The organism is Ilyomonas limi (assembly GCF_005233845.1).
GTDB lineage: Bacteria > Bacteroidota > Bacteroidia > Chitinophagales > Chitinophagaceae > Ilyomonas > Ilyomonas limi.
Genome location: NZ_SZQL01000005.1, coordinates 38,054 through 56,225 on the forward strand (window position 1 = coordinate 38,054; position 18,172 = coordinate 56,225).

General features: G+C 40.0%; 15 protein-coding genes. 10 read left to right on the forward strand and 5 right to left on the reverse strand.

The window, feature by feature from the left end; all coding sequences use genetic code 11:
- Positions 1-330 precede the first annotated feature (330 nt).
- Positions 331-804, forward strand: a complete 474-nt coding sequence (locus tag FC093_RS07820; protein WP_137261209.1) for a hypothetical protein — start codon at positions 331-333, stop codon at positions 802-804.
- Positions 805-1,387: 583 nt separating this feature from the next.
- On the opposite strand, the gene FC093_RS07825 is transcribed toward FC093_RS07820, so the two are convergent.
- The 4 genes from FC093_RS07825 to FC093_RS07840 form a co-directional block, all read right to left on the reverse strand.
- Complete coding sequence (locus FC093_RS07825) at positions 1,388-1,747, reverse strand: SPW repeat protein (protein WP_137261210.1); 360 nt, start codon at positions 1,745-1,747, stop codon at positions 1,388-1,390.
- A 2-nt stretch (positions 1,748-1,749) separates the two neighbouring features.
- The gene (locus FC093_RS07830; protein ID WP_137261211.1) at positions 1,750-2,316 is read right to left on the reverse strand and encodes a vitamin K epoxide reductase family protein; all 567 of its coding nucleotides are present in this window, start codon (positions 2,314-2,316) and stop codon (positions 1,750-1,752) included.
- 241 nt (positions 2,317-2,557) lie between these two features.
- Positions 2,558-3,508 carry an alpha/beta fold hydrolase gene (locus tag FC093_RS07835; protein ID WP_137261212.1) on the reverse strand — a complete coding sequence of 317 codons (951 nt, stop codon included), beginning with the start codon at positions 3,506-3,508 and terminating at the stop codon, positions 2,558-2,560.
- Between the two features lie 82 nt (positions 3,509-3,590).
- Positions 3,591-5,669: a right-handed parallel beta-helix repeat-containing protein gene (locus FC093_RS07840; RefSeq protein ID WP_137261213.1), complete on the reverse strand. Its 2,079-nt coding sequence runs from the start codon at positions 5,667-5,669 to the stop codon at positions 3,591-3,593.
- Positions 5,670-5,711: 42 nt separating this feature from the next.
- Here FC093_RS07840 and FC093_RS07845 point away from each other — a divergent pair, with 42 nt between their 5' ends.
- Both FC093_RS07845 and FC093_RS07850 read left to right on the forward strand, forming a co-directional pair.
- Positions 5,712-8,048, forward strand: a complete 2,337-nt coding sequence (locus FC093_RS07845) for a glycoside hydrolase family 20 protein (protein WP_137261214.1) — start codon at positions 5,712-5,714, stop codon at positions 8,046-8,048.
- A gap of 525 nt (positions 8,049-8,573) precedes the next feature.
- Complete coding sequence (locus FC093_RS07850; protein ID WP_137261215.1) at positions 8,574-9,602, forward strand: hypothetical protein; 1,029 nt, start codon at positions 8,574-8,576, stop codon at positions 9,600-9,602.
- A 219-nt stretch (positions 9,603-9,821) separates the two neighbouring features.
- On the opposite strand, the gene FC093_RS07855 is transcribed toward FC093_RS07850, so the two are convergent.
- Positions 9,822-10,628: a class I SAM-dependent methyltransferase gene (locus FC093_RS07855; RefSeq protein ID WP_137261216.1), complete on the reverse strand. Its 807-nt coding sequence runs from the start codon at positions 10,626-10,628 to the stop codon at positions 9,822-9,824.
- Positions 10,629-10,935: 307 nt separating this feature from the next.
- Between FC093_RS07855 and FC093_RS07860 the strand changes: the two genes are divergently transcribed.
- The 7 genes from FC093_RS07860 to FC093_RS07890 all read left to right on the forward strand — a co-directional run bounded on the left by FC093_RS07860 (position 10,936) and on the right by FC093_RS07890 (position 18,034).
- Positions 10,936-11,343 carry a nuclear transport factor 2 family protein gene (locus FC093_RS07860; protein WP_137261217.1) on the forward strand — a complete coding sequence of 136 codons (408 nt, stop codon included), beginning with the start codon at positions 10,936-10,938 and terminating at the stop codon, positions 11,341-11,343.
- A gap of 571 nt (positions 11,344-11,914) precedes the next feature.
- Complete coding sequence (locus tag FC093_RS07865; RefSeq protein ID WP_137261218.1) at positions 11,915-12,466, forward strand: autotransporter domain-containing protein; 552 nt, start codon at positions 11,915-11,917, stop codon at positions 12,464-12,466.
- A gap of 47 nt (positions 12,467-12,513) precedes the next feature.
- Positions 12,514-13,776 (forward strand): hypothetical protein, encoded by a 1,263-nt coding sequence (locus tag FC093_RS07870; protein ID WP_137261219.1) that lies wholly within the window; start codon positions 12,514-12,516, stop codon positions 13,774-13,776.
- A 195-nt stretch (positions 13,777-13,971) separates the two neighbouring features.
- A complete protein-coding gene (locus FC093_RS07875; protein ID WP_137261220.1) occupies positions 13,972-14,664 on the forward strand; it encodes an orotidine 5'-phosphate decarboxylase / HUMPS family protein in 693 nt (230 codons plus the stop codon).
- A 399-nt stretch (positions 14,665-15,063) separates the two neighbouring features.
- Entirely contained in the window at positions 15,064-16,089 is a 1,026-nt protein-coding gene (locus tag FC093_RS07880; protein ID WP_137261221.1) for a zinc-binding dehydrogenase, read from the forward strand.
- Positions 16,090-16,092: 3 nt separating this feature from the next.
- A complete protein-coding gene (locus FC093_RS07885; RefSeq protein WP_137261222.1) occupies positions 16,093-16,890 on the forward strand; it encodes an SDR family oxidoreductase in 798 nt (265 codons plus the stop codon).
- Between the two features lie 262 nt (positions 16,891-17,152).
- Positions 17,153-18,034, forward strand: coding sequence for a sugar phosphate isomerase/epimerase family protein (locus FC093_RS07890; RefSeq protein WP_137261223.1), 882 nt, complete (start codon positions 17,153-17,155; stop codon positions 18,032-18,034).
- The last annotated feature ends 138 nt before the right edge of the window (positions 18,035-18,172 follow it).

An 18,172-nucleotide genomic window follows, 5' to 3' on the forward strand; every position in this document is an offset into this window, starting at 1 on the left:
TCTTTCAAAGACTTTAAAACGCTTACCCCGGCCTAACCTTTCTTTTCTTCAGGCACGGGAAATTGTATTTATCTTCTGTTTAGTTAAACATTTAAATCAAATCATGTATGTCACGAAATCCACGTGAGGTTTCGGCAGGTGGTAGTATCATTGTTTTATTTGTACTACTTACAGCTATTGCACTTAAGAATGCACTAACAACTGACGAAAGGTGGTATTGGTGCCTGTTAATTACTATTCCTGCAATAGTACTTGTCGCCTTTTTTGTCCGCAGCAAACGGATTCACATTAAGTAAATCATCATTCATATTCGTAAAAACCTGTTTTATTATGATAACGATTGTAGCGCCTTTTTACACTTATTTTAGTAAAAAAGTAAAGGAGCTAAAAAAACGGAATAAAATGACTGGCAGTAAAAAAAAGATGCTTTTTTGGAAACGGGAAACAGTAGGAAGCAATCTGATAGCATTGGATATTACCAAAAGAAATTTGTTGTACTTTAATAAAGTCAATAACAAGCCGGCATGTGTAATCATCAATTTGAAAGATATACATAGCTGTACCATTAAAAAACAGTATCATGGTATAAATGCCGGCGGACTGATGAAGCAAAAGCTGCAGGATTACCTAAAAAATATCCTTTTGTATCTGTGTTTTAACAATGGCAGCCGCTCCATTGCATTGCCTTTTTATGAAGAACAGGACAACAGAAAAGAAGATGCAGAACGCCTGGAGATAAAAGCGAAAGAATGGGAAACCACTATTTCTAAACTGCTGAACAGGCAAGTAGCCGAAAGAGCATGATTGTGATTAACAGAATGGGTGGCTGCTGCTTTTTTTACTTGATTTTTGGAGCATGCAGCCCCATTCTTAATAGCATTTAATCTGGCTTTGCTGCTGCCGGGCAAATAACAGGAGCAAGATGGTTATACAATGAAAAGCTCGCTACATAATGCCTGTCATATGCTTGTTCAGTCTGCCCTTGGGGTATTGCCTTTATCTTTCTTTTTATTGTTCACTATAATATAAGCAACAACCGCAATTATTACAACAATCAGGGCTATTAAAGGAATAGTAATCATAACACTGCAACTTTTTGAAGATAATAAATAGGTTAACAGGTTAGCTTAATAAGAAATAAAATTGTTCTTATAGGACAGGAGGAAAAAATGTGCCAGTTTCAGGATATTCTTTGTGGTATTAGTAAAAATTGTTACTCCTCTATCCCGCCTTCCTTGGTAGAAATAAAAAGGTAAAACGATTATTTAAAAGGTCTCTCAACAATGCCAGAATTATTCTTACAATATACTCCTGCGTAAAATGTGCTTTGAAGTTTACCCGCAATAAGTTTTAGAGATTTGTAGTAATGAAAAAACGGGCAACGTGTTTATTGCATGTGTGCAGGATGTTTTTGAAATAAAGACCGCCAGCCACCACCATATTGCCCCTTTATCTTTCTTTTCGCAAAGGAAAGCACTATAATGAGCAGTCCGCAAATAACAGCCATCCACGTAGCGGTAGCCGGTTGAAAATGAAAGAGAAAAGGAGCAATGAGTAGCCATAAACCCGCAGGAACATTGAAGTAGCGCGCCGAATGGTTGACCTCCCATAAAGACACAATTGCGAAAGTGACAACGATCGGTCCTACAATATGGTAGTGGTTAGCAATAGTTTTATTAAAATGAAATACGGCCGGTGCAATCATTACAAACAAACCGATGATAATATTGGTGATAGCTGCCCACATAATTAATCTACCTGATTGATGATCGTTTTATTTCCCCAAAAAGCTTTCCATACCGGGTTGCCGCTTCTTTTTACCCGTTGCAGGTATTGCAGGCTTGCCAGCAATTCATCCATAGCAGGGCTGATCATGATTACCGAGATCAATGCTGATGTAAGACATAAGGTACACCAGGCGCCTACTACTACCGGCTGCAATATCACCAGCAATATACTTACTGCACCCAGCGGACCAACTGCTATACCAAATACAATTACCATCCATGGCATTGTTCTCCACCGGTGCGTTTTACCTATCAATCCCGACACCACATCCATTACATAGCCCAATGCACCCAGCATAGCATCGGGTATGGGAAAGTCTTTTGCAATGGAAGAGGTTAGCACCTGCTTAGTGCCATCACCAAAAAACGGATCCCATACGGTGGAAAAGACACCCATCTGGTATAAACCCATATAAACAGCAATCAAAAAGCCGATTGAAGCAAGGATGGCTAACGGTATGCGCTGCTCCCAGGCTGATGGATTATAATCCCAGGCAGGCGGTATATAGGCAGGTGATTTTTTAAACATTATTCTTTTGGCAGAAAAGATTATGCCTAAAGCAGGCTGGTCTTACATCTGATGCTTAAAGATGCTGAATTCTTTACCTGATTGGGCGCAATGTTTTGTATAAAAACAGTGTTTGCTCCTGCATACAACAGATTTTGTTGTGAAGGGATTTTTATGCCTTTGCCGGTGTTCTTCACCGGCAAATAATAGTCTGTTGGTGAAGAACACCAACAGCGGTGAAATATCATTAATAAGAATAAGTTCATTTTAAAAAGTCAAGCACTGCATTCATAAATTGTTCAGGTACTTGTATATGAGGTATATGTCCCACACCTTCCAGTTCTATCAGCTTTGAATGGTTTATCTGCTGATGCAGCCATTTGCCCAAGGCAGGATAATTGCCATTTTGTGCAGCTACTTCTTTCGATAATAAACTTTTGCCAACAATTGTTCTGTCTTCCTGGCCAATGATGATGAGTGTAGGGCGTGTAATATTTTTAAATTCATACACCACAGGCTGTTCATAAATCATCTCGTAGGTAATGGCACTTGCCCAGGTTGCTGTTTTGAAATCAGGAATTTGCAATGCTGCATATTGCGCTGCAACATATTGCTCATACTCCGGCTTCCACTCCGGATAATAACCCTGCTGATATTTTTTTATTGATTCAAAAGTGGCTTTCAATTCATGTGCATATTGCAAGTCAAGCGGCTGGTAAGGAACAAACGTTTTGTAATCTTCCAGTCCAATAGGATCTTCATAAATCAATTTATCTACGGTGGTGGAATACATTAATGCAAATCTGGTAGCCAGCATGCCACCCATAGAATGACCAATTACATGCACTTTGGCAATGCCCAACGAATCCAGCAACTTTTTGGTATTGGCAGCCAGCATTTGAAAGCTGTAATGAAGATTAGGCTTATCAGATTGTCCCCAGCCCACCTGGTCGGGTACTACTACGCGGTAGCCAGTGTTATTAAGTGCAGCAATAACATCTTTCCAATAATAACCATTAAAGTTTTTGCCGTGCAGCAGCAACACGGTTTGTCCGTTGGGCTTCGGTGATGGTACATCCATATACGCCATTTGTACCGGCTGCTGTTCTATAGTAAGATGGAGAAAGTGTACCGGGTAAGCATACTGCAGTGATTGAGCGTAAGTATGCAAACACAAAGCGATAATGCTGCTGAGTAAGGTTAACTGCTTCATAGTTATAGTTGTGCTGAAGCCCGCTCAAATTATACACCAGTTTATTGCGGGTAGAATTCTACCTTCAATAAAAATGACATATTTATTTCCGCTTTCGCGGTCCTACTATCGAAATATCTATCGGTTCAAAACCCAATTTTAATGCAGGCGAATTTGGTGAAAGCGTAAAGTTGTAATGCTGTGGATCTATAAACAAAGGATCGGTATATTGAGAGTGCACATCCTTGCCTTTTTGCTGCCATTGCTGCCAGGTAAGTGTATTAAATTGTATGCTATCCAAAGGGAGTAATGGATTGTAATATACATTGTAATCTATATCAAATGTGCTGGTTACTTCGTGTACGCCTTCTTTGCCCATTGGATTGAAATAAAACTGGTAAGGCTCGTCCTGCCAATTGCCATCGAACAATACGCCTTCCTTCCAATACACAATGTTATTTTCAAAATAGACACTCTTGTGTGGATCTACACGTGTTCTGTTCAATTGTTGTAAACGACCAAAAGCAAAGATGTTATTACGTACAGTTATTTCTTTTGCATAATGAATATTATAGCCGGCAAACTTGGTATTGTACACAATATTGTTTTCTATCAGGATACCGGTAGAACCTTCATCATTATAAATACCCCAGCCCCCATAATTATGCGCATCTACATCGTGAATAAGATTATTACGAATAACCGTTCCCGGCGAAACACCTAAGGTATAAATAGCACCCATATCTGATAACAATCCCTGGCCAATATTATGAATATGATTATAAGCAACAACATTATCGCGACTGATGCTCCGCTGATAACCCCATTCCCAACCCACAGAAATGCCGGTATAAAAACCATCATGAATGTGGTTGTGAATTATCTGATTGTTGTACGTCTGCATCAGGAGCACACCCACAGCCGAAGGATATTGCAAGCCATACGGACCAATATCATTATCGCTGATGATATTACTGTGTGTTTGCAACAGCGGATGTGCCGGCGGAATACCACCATTTACCCGGAAACCTCCACCCGCTAAGTTGGCAAGACGATTATAACTAAAAAGATTATTACTGCAACCTTCCTGCAACTCAATTGCAAAACCCCCAATATTTTGTATAGTACAATCTGTAAATGAACAACTTTTTGCACCTTTCATTGTAATAGCGGCAGCCAGTGAAGAAGAACCCTGTGCATCATTCACATTACCTTGAGGCAATTGCACATGAGCATATTCAAATTGAATGTTGTTGAAGTGCAGATTGGTTACCCGGTTTCTACTTACTGCATCGCCATTGATATGAATAAATGCAGGTGTTACCGGCGCATATACTGCAATGGTATTCATGTCTTCGCTCTGCATAGGAATGTAATACAATATGCCTTGTTGCTTATCTAAATACCAATCACCCTGCTGCTGCAAACCTTCCCATACATTTTCTACTACATATCTTGCACCCTCATTGTTGAAATCATCGGTAAACACTTTTCCGCTTGGATATTTAAAACTAACGATATGTTTTTTATCATCAATAGAGTCCACCGTTAAGTGCGTGTCTGTCCAAAAATGATAGACTACAATATCTATGTCATTTTTATTTTTCCAGTTGGGTTTAATATCGCCGGCGGCATATCCAAACCGCCTGCTTTTTGTTTGATAACCTATTTCCAGTCCACCATCCGGAAAACCTTTTACGCGATAAAAACCAGTATCAGGAAGCCTTGCTCTTCTGCGCGGATTGCCATTTACATACAATTGCGAAAATGACCAGCCTTTAGTAAGCACTTCTTTTACCGGCGCCATCCAGATGTTGTTTTTATATCTGCGCCATCCGGTTATTCTTTTGCCGCCATTCCAAATTACCTTATTGCCGGGCTGTGCGGTATAGATGACCGGCGCTGCTGTAGTACCGCCATCCTGTGGTTCAAAAATCAATGGCTCTTTAATAGAATATTCACCCGAAGAAAAGTAGATAAAAATGCTGTCTGCCGGATGCTGTACCTTGTATGCACGCACTTTTTCCTGTGCTTTTTGTATGGTTTGTAATGCCGTAGTTTGCGTGGTGCCTGCTGCGGCATCATTGCCCTGCGGAGCAATGTAAAACGCGGTTGATTGTGCATGAATAATAGGTAAAAAGAAAACAGAAAACAAAAAAGGCAGGCAATATTTCATATCCATAATGAATTATTAATAACTTTCTTCGCTTAACAGCCGGTTTGTATGACAGCGATGAAAGTTAAACAGTTTTCAGGTACATTACTTTTCTTTCTTTTTTATTGTGTATGTTATGCTCAAACAGTCACGAGCATTATTCCATTACCCAACAATATAACATGGGGAAAGGATAGCTTTAGTTTTTCTCCGTGCACACACTTGGTCTGGGATAATAAAAATGCGGCATTAAAAGATGCGCTTCATCCTTTGGTAATGAAAATGAAAAAGGCTGCAGGATTGGACCTGTTGTCAGCAACTAATTGCAACAAGAACAGGGTAGTAGTTAGTATTGATACAAGTATTAAAAGTGAAGAAGGATATTCTCTTGCCATACAACCCGATGAAATACGCATAACAGCCGGAAAGCCTGCAGGTGTGTGGTATGCAGTACAAACACTCCTGCAATCATTACCATCACAAATTGAATCACCTGTAGTAGTTAGGAATATACTATGGAAAGTGCCTTGTGTTACTGTTGAAGATACGCCGCGATTTGCTTACCGCGGCCTTATGCTGGATGTGGCACGCAATTACATGGCAGTAGATTCTGTAAAGCGGCTGATAGATTTAATGGCAATGCTAAAGCTTAACCGTTTTCACTGGCATTTAACAGACAATGATGGCTGGCGTTTTGAAAGTAAAAGATACCCGAAATTAACAACAATAGGTGCTTACAGAAAAGGTAGTCCGATTGGTAATAATATCACCTACAATTACAACAGTTTGCCGCACGATACACGCTACGGTGGCTATTATACTGTTGCACAAATGAAAGACGTAGTAGCATATGCTGCCGAACGTTTTATCACTGTTATCCCCGAGATAGAAATGCCTGCACATGCGATGGCGGCTATTGCTTCCTATCCATTTCTCTCCTGTGTGGATAGTAATGGGCATCCTTTTCCATATCCCGAACAAATACAAGGCGAGTTTTGTACGCGCGATGAAGTATTTACTTTTTTAGATACCATATTATCAGAAGTGATGGATATTTTTCCATCTGAATATATACACATAGGCGGCGATGAAGCAGAAAAAGAAAACTGGAAGAAATGCACTTATTGCCGCCAGCGGATGAAAGAAGAAGGCATCACCAATGTGAATGAATTGCAGAGTTATTTTATTGAACGGATTGAAAAATTTGTAAACAGTAAGGGCAGAAAAATTATTGGCTGGGACGAGATTATGCAGGGTGGCGTGGCTCCTAATGCAGCGGTAATGAGTTGGACAGGAGAGGAGAACGGAATGAAGGCTGCGTCCGAAGGACGTCCGGTAGTAATGACGCCTTTGCCTTATTGCTACTTTGATCATTACCAGGCGAGTGATCCCGGTGAACCAAGTGGCTATCCCGGCTTAACAAGGTTGGTAGACGTGTATGGATATAATCCCTTGTCAAAAGAAGTGGACACTAATTTAGCCCATAATATTACAGGTGCACAAGGTAACTTATGGACCGAATATGTGCCTACTGCATCCAAGGCCGATTATATGTTGTTTCCACGTTCCATAGCTTTAGCTGAAGTGGCATGGACGCAACCTCAATTGAAAGATTATAATGACTTTGTAAGGCGATTGCAGGAATACAATAAGCGGTTGGATTTACACAGTGTTAATTACTCCAGACATATGCACGATCTCCAATTGAGCAATATGGAAAATAAAAAGGGTGATCATTATATGACCATCAAAAGTTCCATAATCGGAGATACTATTTATTACACACTTGATGGCAGTACGCCCACAATGCATTCATCCATTTATACACAACCTATTAATATTACTAAAACAAGCACATTGCAGGCTGCTGTTATCAAAAACGGGCAAATTATTGACCTACAGGTAAAAAAATATATACTGCATAAAGCGGTAGGCGTAAAGGGGGCACTGGAAATTGCACCTGATTACAACATCTTGGGAGATACGGATAGCTGGCACAATGGAAGCCTTGCAGATAATACAAGAATGAACGACTACCGCTTTAAAGATGAAATCCGTTATAATGGCGATAAATGGCTGGGCTGGAATGATAAACCATTTATTGGCACACTCGATTTTACAAAGCCGGAACGAATAAATAAAGTAACCCTGCGCTTTTATCATAATGTTCCATTCGGAATACTCATTCCTAAGTCGGTTACACTGCAAAGCTCCGGTGATGGCGTAGTATTTAAAGATCTGGCTACAGCAACCATTCCTTATCCTGCAGTTACCGGAGCAGTTACTTTGCCGGTTGAGCTTTCTGATATAACAACGCGTTATCTCAAAATTATTGCACAACCCTATGGCAAAACGCCAGCCGGCAACAATGCTTACTTGTTTGTAGATGAAGTGATAGTAGAGTAGGAATAGGATGTGAAGGATGGTCATTAAGAATTTAAAGCTATTAACATTGTAAACTTATACACGATGCAGCGATGCTGCAGGCTACATGTGTTTAAAAGCTGTGTCATGGCGGGCTTCGCTCCCCTCTCAATGGCTACAATGCCGTACTACAAAATATTGAATGCACATTTCTTATACTTATGCTGCAAACTTTACTGAGATTTAGCCCTTACAACCTTTGATTAAGAACTAATGAAAAAGCAGTATAGTATTTTTACTTAAATACCAATTTATTTTTAATCCTACTATTAGGGCATGTTACAGCCTGAAGCATGTATTTTATCACCTTAGTAGCTCTATATCATAGCAAAAGACAGTAAAGTTGAAGCATACCTGATGTACAATATTTGCATCCTGCAAATGCCATGTGCTTAAATATTTTTAAGATGGATGAAAAGTTCTATAAAATTGATTTATAATGTACTAACAGCCAACTATAGCCTTTATTTTTGCAGTGTTTTTAAATCCAATATCACATCCAATATCATGAAAAACTACTATCTACTTGCAGTAGCATTTACTGCCCTGTTGTTTTGCAGTTGTCAAAAAGAAGAATTAAAAGGCCGCTTTCCCGACAATTTGGGCAGAGACAAAGAATCTTCTTCTTTACCCCGGGATCAAGCCCAGCTTTCAAAAACAAGAAGCGTACAGTATGGTGCTTTAATCAATGCCCCCAGTAAAAAAGGCAGTTTAGATTTTCAGGTTAATGTTGCAAACCAGCTTGGTATTTCCTGCCTCAGATCTCGTGTTATAGTATCCGATCCGGGTGAAGTAGCTATTTTAAACTCCGGTTATAAAGTGCTACTCAACTTTAATAGTGATTACGAGGGAACTCCTTTGCCTTTTGTATCAAACCTTGCACAATATCAAACAGATTTGCAACAAATAATCTCCAATTTTTCAGCATTGCCAGTGGTGGCTGCCATTGAAAATGAAGAGTCTAATAGAATGTATCACTCCGGCACAGCGCAGGAGTATATCAATCAGTTAAGTGTAGCTATTGATGTAATGCACGCCAACGGCATTAAGGTAACAAATGGTGGTATTACAGATGCAGGCCTTAACTATCTGGTTTATCAGGATTTTATGAATCAGGGTAAATACGATTCTGCAGAACAGTTTAAGAAGCTTGTACATGTAACTCCAAAAAACCCTAATACTCAAAACAGAGGCAGATATGTTGATACATTATTACAGGCGTATGCACAAATGGAACTGGATTATGTAAACTTCCACTGGAAGGCTGGCTCGGCAGATATGCAGGCTTTAACAGAAGTAATTGCTTATCTGAAGAAAAGAACCGGCAAGCCCATTATCAGCAATGAACTGGGACAGTTTGATAAAGATCCTAATACTTTAACAGCGCTTATTCAAAAGTGTACCGATGAAGATTTCCCTTATATTATATGGTATAGCCCGGATGAAAATGCCGGCAAAAAAGACGCACCATTACAGTATAGCGATGCCTCACTTACGCCTTCCGGTATTGCTTACCAGCGTTATCCTAAACATTAAATGTTATTTGTTGTAGGTTAGAGAGCATAAACAATAAAAGCTTATTCTGCTTAATACATTCAAAAGCAGAATAAGCTTTTTTATTACTGTTATAAACTATAAAACAGCTTACGTACTTAGTTATGCTTGTGTACGCACTTTACATAAAGCAATAACAATTCACAGCATTAGTTATTGCTTTATTCACTATCTTTTTAATTCCCGGTAAATACAATGGTTTTATTTTACAGCTTCGTAAACTACTGCGCTCAAGGTTGTTTTAAAGGTTTCCTCACCAAACATCTCCGTCAGTTCCTTGCCTGCTATTTCCACCAGTTTTTCGGGTGCATTTGGATCTTTGTTTGCTATTATTTTAAATGCGGGAGTGCCTAAAATCAAGCCTTTTGCAGCATCATAAGGCGTTCCATAAATACCTTCTTTACTTACAGCTTCAATATGTATATCACTAAAACCTGCTTTTTTTAATAAAGATTCTATTGTTTGCTGATCGTAAAAAGAAAACGGCACATTGTAAAAATCGGCAGCCGCTTCATCCACATACTTTGCTGTTATGTTTCTGATGATAAGGGTAAGCTCATTGTTTTCTAATTTATCCCAGGTACTAAACAACAATTTGCCGCCACTTTTCAACACGCGATAGACTTCATCAAATGCTTTTTGCTTATCAGGAATAAACATAAAGCCAAACTGGCAAACAACGGTATCAAAGCTATCATTGTCAAAGGGTAATTGTTGTGCATCTGCTTCTGCAAATTGCAGGTTTTGATGCTGTATATTTTGTTTTGCAACGGCTACCATTCCGGCATTCAAATCTGTTGCAATCAAGGTGGCATCGGGCAATAAATGTTGTATTAAATGGCGTGTAACCCTGCCTGTTCCGCAAGCTATTTCCAACACCTTTTTAGCTTTATTGGTATCTATGCGTTGTACTAAATCTATAGCATACGGTTCAAAAAATAATGGACCCATGTACTTATCATAATTTGCCGGAATGGAGCCTGCGAATTGTGTATGTTCTGTTTTCATAAAGCAAATGTTTGGTGTGTAAAAGGGATAATGAAATTAGGTATAAAGGTTGATAAAGGCTATAAAACAAATGGGAAATAAAATGCTGAGCAACTGCAGCATTTTATCTGGTAAATAGTACTTCTTTCAATAAAAGAAAATTAATAATTTGTAGTACCTTTCCTTGTAGAATAGGTGCTGCTATAATTCATACTCCTGCTCCGGATTTGCTCCTTATGGCTGTAAAATAGCTTGTACGTACCGGCAGCATCTTTAACTGTTATTTTCATTCACCAGTCTGTACCTCTACAGACACAAAACTTTCGCTATGCAAACTATTTTAGACAACGCTGCTACTGTAGCACAAATGTTCGATGCCTTTAAAAAGGGAGAGGTTGACAAGTTGCTCTCTTTCATGCATCCCAGAGTTATATGGACGATATCTGGTGCTGCACCAATACCTTATGCCCGCACTTACAGGGGAAAGCAGGATACAGCTTCCTTTTTTCCGGAGGTTGCCAGAGCAGTAACCTTTACAGAATTTGAGCCGGAAAAAATTGTAAACATTGACGATCACACGGTAGTGTCTATTGGTCACCTTACCGCTATTGCAAACGAAACAGGTAAAGAAATGAAGAGTGATTGGGTGATGTTATCTGAGTTTGACGAAGAAGGAATGCTGGTACGATTCAGAGATTATACAGATACACAAACTGTTGCAAAGGCTTTTCAATAAAGGATACCTGCTACCAAAATAAAAGTGTGTAATTATTTCACCTGCAGAAGTTTGCTTGTGTGGGGTGAAATTTTGCTGTCTTTCCTTTTTTGCATGAATAAATGGTGCAGGAAAAATAGATGAAATCCATTCTTCACATAAAGACGCCATATAGGATTTATAACTGCTTTTGTTGCTGTTTATCGCCCGGCACATTCGCCTTTTTGAGCCTCAATCCACGTTCCTCACGATTAAGTAATACTACAAAGCACATTGAATAAATGTAAGCACTACAATTGTGCAAGCCAACGGTACAAATGGTAGGTAGCTATACAGTGTATTAGTGCTGCGCACTTTGAAGTAAAATGTAACGATAACCCGCCAACTGTTTTCATTAATATAATTGCTCTTATAAGGAGCATCTGTCAAAATAAATTCATTATTCAGTTAATTCAATCATAGCCTCTATATAGTAAAGATATATAGCTTAAAATCACATTATATTAGATGCAGCAGCAAACAAGTAACTATTTTATCTGCTTATTTTGCACATCATTACAATTCAATATCAATCGAAACAAAGGTGCTTTTTATGTTCCTTAAAAAACAAATCTTCCTGCTGTGTTTGCTATTATCCGGTTATCTGTTTTCCAATGCGCAAATAGAAGTGAATCACGTATCACTCAAAGGCTTTAAAGAAACAGGTTTTGGTGCATTCTTAAACTTTAGTGTGCCGGTTTCCGATGCCAATTACGTAACGCTCGAAGGCGGCTTGCAATATTACATTAACGAATATGACGAAGACTTAGGATTAATACCAGTATTGGCAGGCTATCGCTATACACTTAACGGCAGTGGCACCGGACTGTATGTAGAACCGAATGCGGGCTATATGTTTGGATCTTCTTCCATAGAAGAATATGATGCTAATGGAAACCCGGTACAGGATGGCTATGATGTTGCACACGAAAAGGTTGCCGGACCAGTGGCCGGTATTAACCTCGGCTATCTGTTTGAGCCCGGTGGCAGAATTCAATTCAATGTAGCGCTGCGCTACGAGCATAGTTTTGGATCTTATGCTACCAACACAATTGGTTTGCGCATTGCGCATGCTTTCACCTTTGGCAGAAGGAATGACTATTAATAAACTTTCCTCATTTTATAATACAATTAATTGCGACTTAAACAGATATGAAAAAAACAATAGTGCTTGCGCTTTGTTGCCTGGTTTTTATTACCTCCTATGCACAAAAAAACATGAAGGAAGGCTTTGTTGTACTGAACAGCGGCGATACTTTAAAAGGCTTTATTGATTATCGTGAATGGTACAAAAATCCCGGCAGTATATTGTTTGGCGTTGCTAATGCAGGAGATATGCGACGGTACAAACTGAAGGATATTACCTGCTTTGCTGTTGACGGCAGCGAAATGTACCAACGGTATTATGTAAAGATGAGTATGGATAGAATATTAATGGGCAATATCGGCGAAAAAGATACGTCAAGCCGTATGGATACCGTTTTTTTGAAAGTATTGCAAACAGGCAATAAAGTAACCCTGTTTTCTTACTCAGATGATGTAAAGAAAAGATTGTACATACTTCCGGCAAACGAAACCATACCCGTTGAATTGCAAAACAGTGAGTATATAGTTAACGGGCAGGTGATCAATGAAAAAGAATACCGCTCTGTTTTGTTAAGTATTGCACGCAATTACATGCCGGATGCAGCAGATTTACAAACGTTTATCTATAATCAGGATTATTCTCAAAATAATATCATGAATATCTGCTACAAAATTAATGGGATCAGCCCGCAAGCTGTTGTTAAGCAGAAAGAAAAAAATATACCATCCCGCTTCCGTTTTTTTGCGGGTGTTGGGGTAAACAGCGGCGAGATAAGTATCGGCGGCAACAATCATTATGCAGGTAAAACAGCAGGCGCAACTTATGGAACTATAGTAGATGCCGGTGCAGATATATTGGTTAATCCTTCGATTGGCAGATTATTTCTCAGAAGCCAGTTAACTGCTTCAGCGTATAAAACTAATGCCTATACTTCTGTAAAATATTACGAAGCGAAAGAAAATTATTACCTGACATTTAATCAGCGCAATATAGCATTGCATGAACAACTGAATTATAACCTGTATAACGGACATAATTTAAAATGGTTTGTGGGTGCAGGTGTTGGTGTTAATTTTTCATCTTATCCTGAAAATGAAGAAAAATTTATACGCGAAGGCTTGGGAGATACAACCAGTAGTATTAATGATAAGTACGTCGTTACCATCAAGAATTTCTGGCTTAATACAGCTCTTAGATCCGGGTTTACAATAAAGAATTTAGATGTTGCGCTTGCGTATTACCCCAAAACCTCACTCTCTCAAAATTCTGTTATTGGTGTTTACAACTCATCGCTTCAATTACAGGTGAATTATGTGTTTTTTAAGTAGTTTTAGTATTGATATATGCATTGTTTTTAGTACTGTTTGCGCAGTACATCACACAATAAAAAAGGCAGGTTTACAAGACCTGCCTTTTTTATTGCAATTATTTTTATACTGATGTTGTTGGTTACAATCATCTTTACACAATTAAAATTTTTACTACTTTCACCTCTCATTGTTCATCAACGATTACAGCTATCCATGAAGCCCATTATCCAGATTTCTCTTGATATTATTGATATAGATGAAGCGCTCAAAACAGCAGCCATGGCTATGCGTGCAGGTGTTGATTGGCTGGAAGCCGGTACGCCACTTATTCTCGCGGAAGGATTGAATGGTGTAAGAAAGCTAAGAGAAGCTTTTCCTCACGTTCCCATTGTTGCCGACCTAAAAACCATGGATGGTGGCTACCTCGAAGCAGAGATGATGTTTAAAGCCGGCGCTACGCATGTAGTAGTAATGGCACGCGCGCATGAAGAAACCATCAAATGCGTAGTGCAGGCAGGTAAAGATTTTAGTGGCAAAGTGATGGGCGATAATCTGGCTTGTGAGGATAAAATAGACGCAGCAAAAATGCTGGAAGATTTAGGTTGCGATTATATAGTACATCACATTGGTTATGATGAACGGCGCGGCATTGCCGCAAAGGGCTTGCGCATGCCAAGTCCTCTGGATCAATTGAAAGAAGTAGCAGCAGCAGTACAGATACCTGTACAGGCAGTAGGTGGTTTAACGCTGGAGCAAGTGGTTAAATGTCCTCTATACGGTGCTCCGTTAGTAGTGCTTGGTGCTCCCGTAACCATTGATGCCGACGCCTTTAAAACCGCCGATGGAAATGTAGAAGCGTCATTGAAAATGATTTGTGATAGGATACATGGGTATGGTGAGAGGTGAGTAGTAAATTGTGAATAATTAATTGTGAACGGTGAATATCATGTATTCAAAACAGGTTGGTATCCTGAAAAAAATATACAGAGGATTTTTGTCAGCCAAACCATACATCTAAAAATTAAAATCCATCTTAGATTAAATGGCGCGCTGCACGGATGGATGCGCGGAGCGATCATGCCGTCCTTGAACTAGCGAAGTAGCTCATTGAGGCAAAAGAAAATAGTAGTTCACGAAATAACTAAGCGAAGTGATTTCATGAATACCATTGAAAAAACATCAATACATTCATAGCTTTTTGTTACTTTTTTCTTTCAGGAGAAAAAGTAAATATGAACTATAGTTATAAAATCACCTCCAATACTTATGGTGTTTCACTAAATAAAAATTAAGTTAGTCTCATATATGAAATCACCCGCAGTCATCAACTACGCACCCCAAAAAGGTAGTGTAGAAATACGAGAAATAGATGCGCCCATCATTGGCGAAGAAGACGTATTACTCGAAGTTGTCAATGTAGGCGTATGCGGCAGCGACCTCCACCAATGGACTGCCGACCATAGCTGGCCGGTAAATTATCCAGTTGTATTAGGTCATGAATTTGGCGGTATAATTACCGAAGTAGGCAACCGTGTAAGTGCCTGGAAAGCAGGCGACAGAGTGGTAAGCGAAACCGCCGCTATCATTGATGCCAACAACCCCATGACCAAAGCTGGTTTATATAATTTAGACCCTACCAGAAAGGGCTTTGGCTATGGTGTAAATGGTGCCATGACGCGTTATGTAAAAGTGCCCGCCCGGTGCCTCCATCACATACCTGATGCATTGCCTTTTGAGCAGGCTTGCCTCACCGAACCTTGTTGTGTTGCCTATAATGCTATTATTGGTAACTCGCACATTGCACCCGGCGATCAGGTAATTGTAATTGGTCCGGGAACGATTGGAATTCTCTGCGCAGCAGTAGCCAGATTGTGCGGTGCCGATGTAGCAGTAATGGGCTTGCCTTGCGATGATGCGCGTTTACAAATTGCCCGGCAATACGGTTGCGAAACCATTACCGGCGATGCTACCGGATGGGCAAGACGAAAAGATGGCTTAGGCGCACATACTGTAGTAGATGCAGCCGGCTCCAGCAATACGCTGAAGATAGCTATGGAATTAGTAAGACCAAACGGGCACATTACCAAAGTGGGCTGGGGACCACAACCTTGTGGCTTTTCGCTCGATCCGTTAGTTCAGAAAAATGTAACCCTGCAGGGTAGCTTCAGCCACACCTGGCCGATATGGGAAAAAGTAATTGACCTGCTGGCAACCGGCAAACTAAACGTACAACCCATCATCGGTGGCATTTGGCCGGTTACGCAATGGGAAGAAGCATTTCATAAAATGCATAAAGGCGAAATTGTAAAAAGTGTACTTAAACCTGTTTAATACATGCGATTGCAAAACAAAGTGATTATTGTTACCGGCAGTACCACCGGCATTGGCAAAGCTATTGCCATCCGTTGTGCCGCCGAAGGAGCTAAAATAGTGGTACATGGACTGGAAAATGATTGGGGAAAGGAAGTGGTAGAACAATTAGGAAAAGATAAAGCTGTATTACACATTGAAGACCTTAGTAATGAAGGCACACCCGAACGTTTAGTGCAATTAGCCATTAACACTTTCGGCAAGCTGGATGCGGTAGTGAATAATGCTGCCATTGTTGCTTCCTCCAACATTCACACTACCGGTCTTTCTTTTTTGCGAAAGCTGCTGGAAGTAAATGCCATTGCACCTTTTGCATTAATCAAAGCCGCTTTGCCCGAGCTTACAAAAAATAAAGGTTGCGTATTAAACATTGGCTCCGTAAATGCATATAGCGGCGAGCCTAACCTGCTTGCCTACAGCATGACCAAAGGCGCTTTAATGACCATGACGCGCAACCTTGGCGATACCTTGCACAGAGAAAACGGGGTACGTGTTAATCAAATTAATCCTGGCTGGGTATTAACCGAAACAGAAACAATAAGAAAACGCGAACATGGCTTGCCCGATAATTGGTACGAAGACATTGCACCCGTATATGCCCCTGCCGGCAGAATCTTATGGCCGCACGAAATAGCTGCTGCTGCCGTGTATTGGCTGGCAGATGAAAGCGGACCTATCAGCGGGCAGGTAGTAGATCTGGAGCAACATCCGTTTATCGGGCGCAACCCGCCAAAAGATGCGAGTGCGATTGTGAAGAAGTAATCCATCATTGCAAGGGCGAGCGAAGCAATTTGTGCTTAGCTATTAATCATATAGTTGGCTTAGTGAGAACAATAGTAAAATTTACCGCTATTCAACAGTATAGCTTATGTTGATTGTGCTATAACTCACAAATTGCCTCGCCTGCGCTTGCAATAACAATGATAAACTAACTTTAAAACAGCATCCATTTTATCAGGAGCAATACAATATTCAATTAAAGGTTCGTGCCTGCACGAATCTGAGCAAAATAAAATAAAGTTCTATGCCTCACCTTGCCGCCTTTCCCAAAGCTTTCATGAACGCACTCTGTAAAGATGGTTCTATGAAAGTAGCCGACTGGATACAACTTGCTTCCAAACTCGATATTGATGGATTGGAATGGTATGCCGGATTTATAGAAATGCAGGATGAAAACAATTGGGAAATATTCCGCCGTATGGTGGAGGACACCGGCAAGTGTATTCCCATGATGTGTTGCTCTCCCGATTTTACCCATCCCGATAAAACGTTTAGAGAAAAAGAGATAGTCAAAGAGAAACGCTGGATTGATATGACATACACCCTGGGGGGTAGTTATTGTCGTGTGTTATCGGGGCAGAGAAGGCCAGAGTTGTCTGTGGAAGAAGGCGTACAACTCGCTGCCGATTGCATCAATGAGTGTTTGCCGTATGCTGCTGAAAGAGGTATTACTTTAATACTCGAAAACCATTATAAAGATGACTTTTGGGAGTACCCGGAATTTGCCCAAAAAATGGCTGTTTTTTCCAGGCTGGTAGATAGTATTCATCACCCTTATTTTGGCGTGAACTACGATCCCAGCAATACCTATCTCGCAGGTGAAGACCCGATGGATCTGTTAAAAAGTGTATCCAATCGTGTTGTTACCATGCATGCCAGCGACCGCTATTTAAAAGAAGGCACCATAGCGGATTTGCGGCGCGAAGAAGGCGGTAGTGCAGGCTATGCCAAACGTTTAAGTCACGGTGAAATTGGTAAAGGACTGAATGATTATAATGTAATCTTTTCTGAGTTAAAACGCGCAGGTTTTAACGGCTGGATAAGCATTGAAGATGGGGTAGAAGGCATGGAACAGTTGGAAAGAAGTGTGGCTTTCGTGAGACGAAAAATAAAAGAATACTGGTAATACGGCAGTTGTCTCTTATCTCGAAAAATCATACCTGTTATTAATGCGAAACAGCGGTTGATACAGGATCCTTGATAGAAGGAAAACTGCATTTTTATTTACTTATATATTTTTTATTTATATATAATACTTATTTTA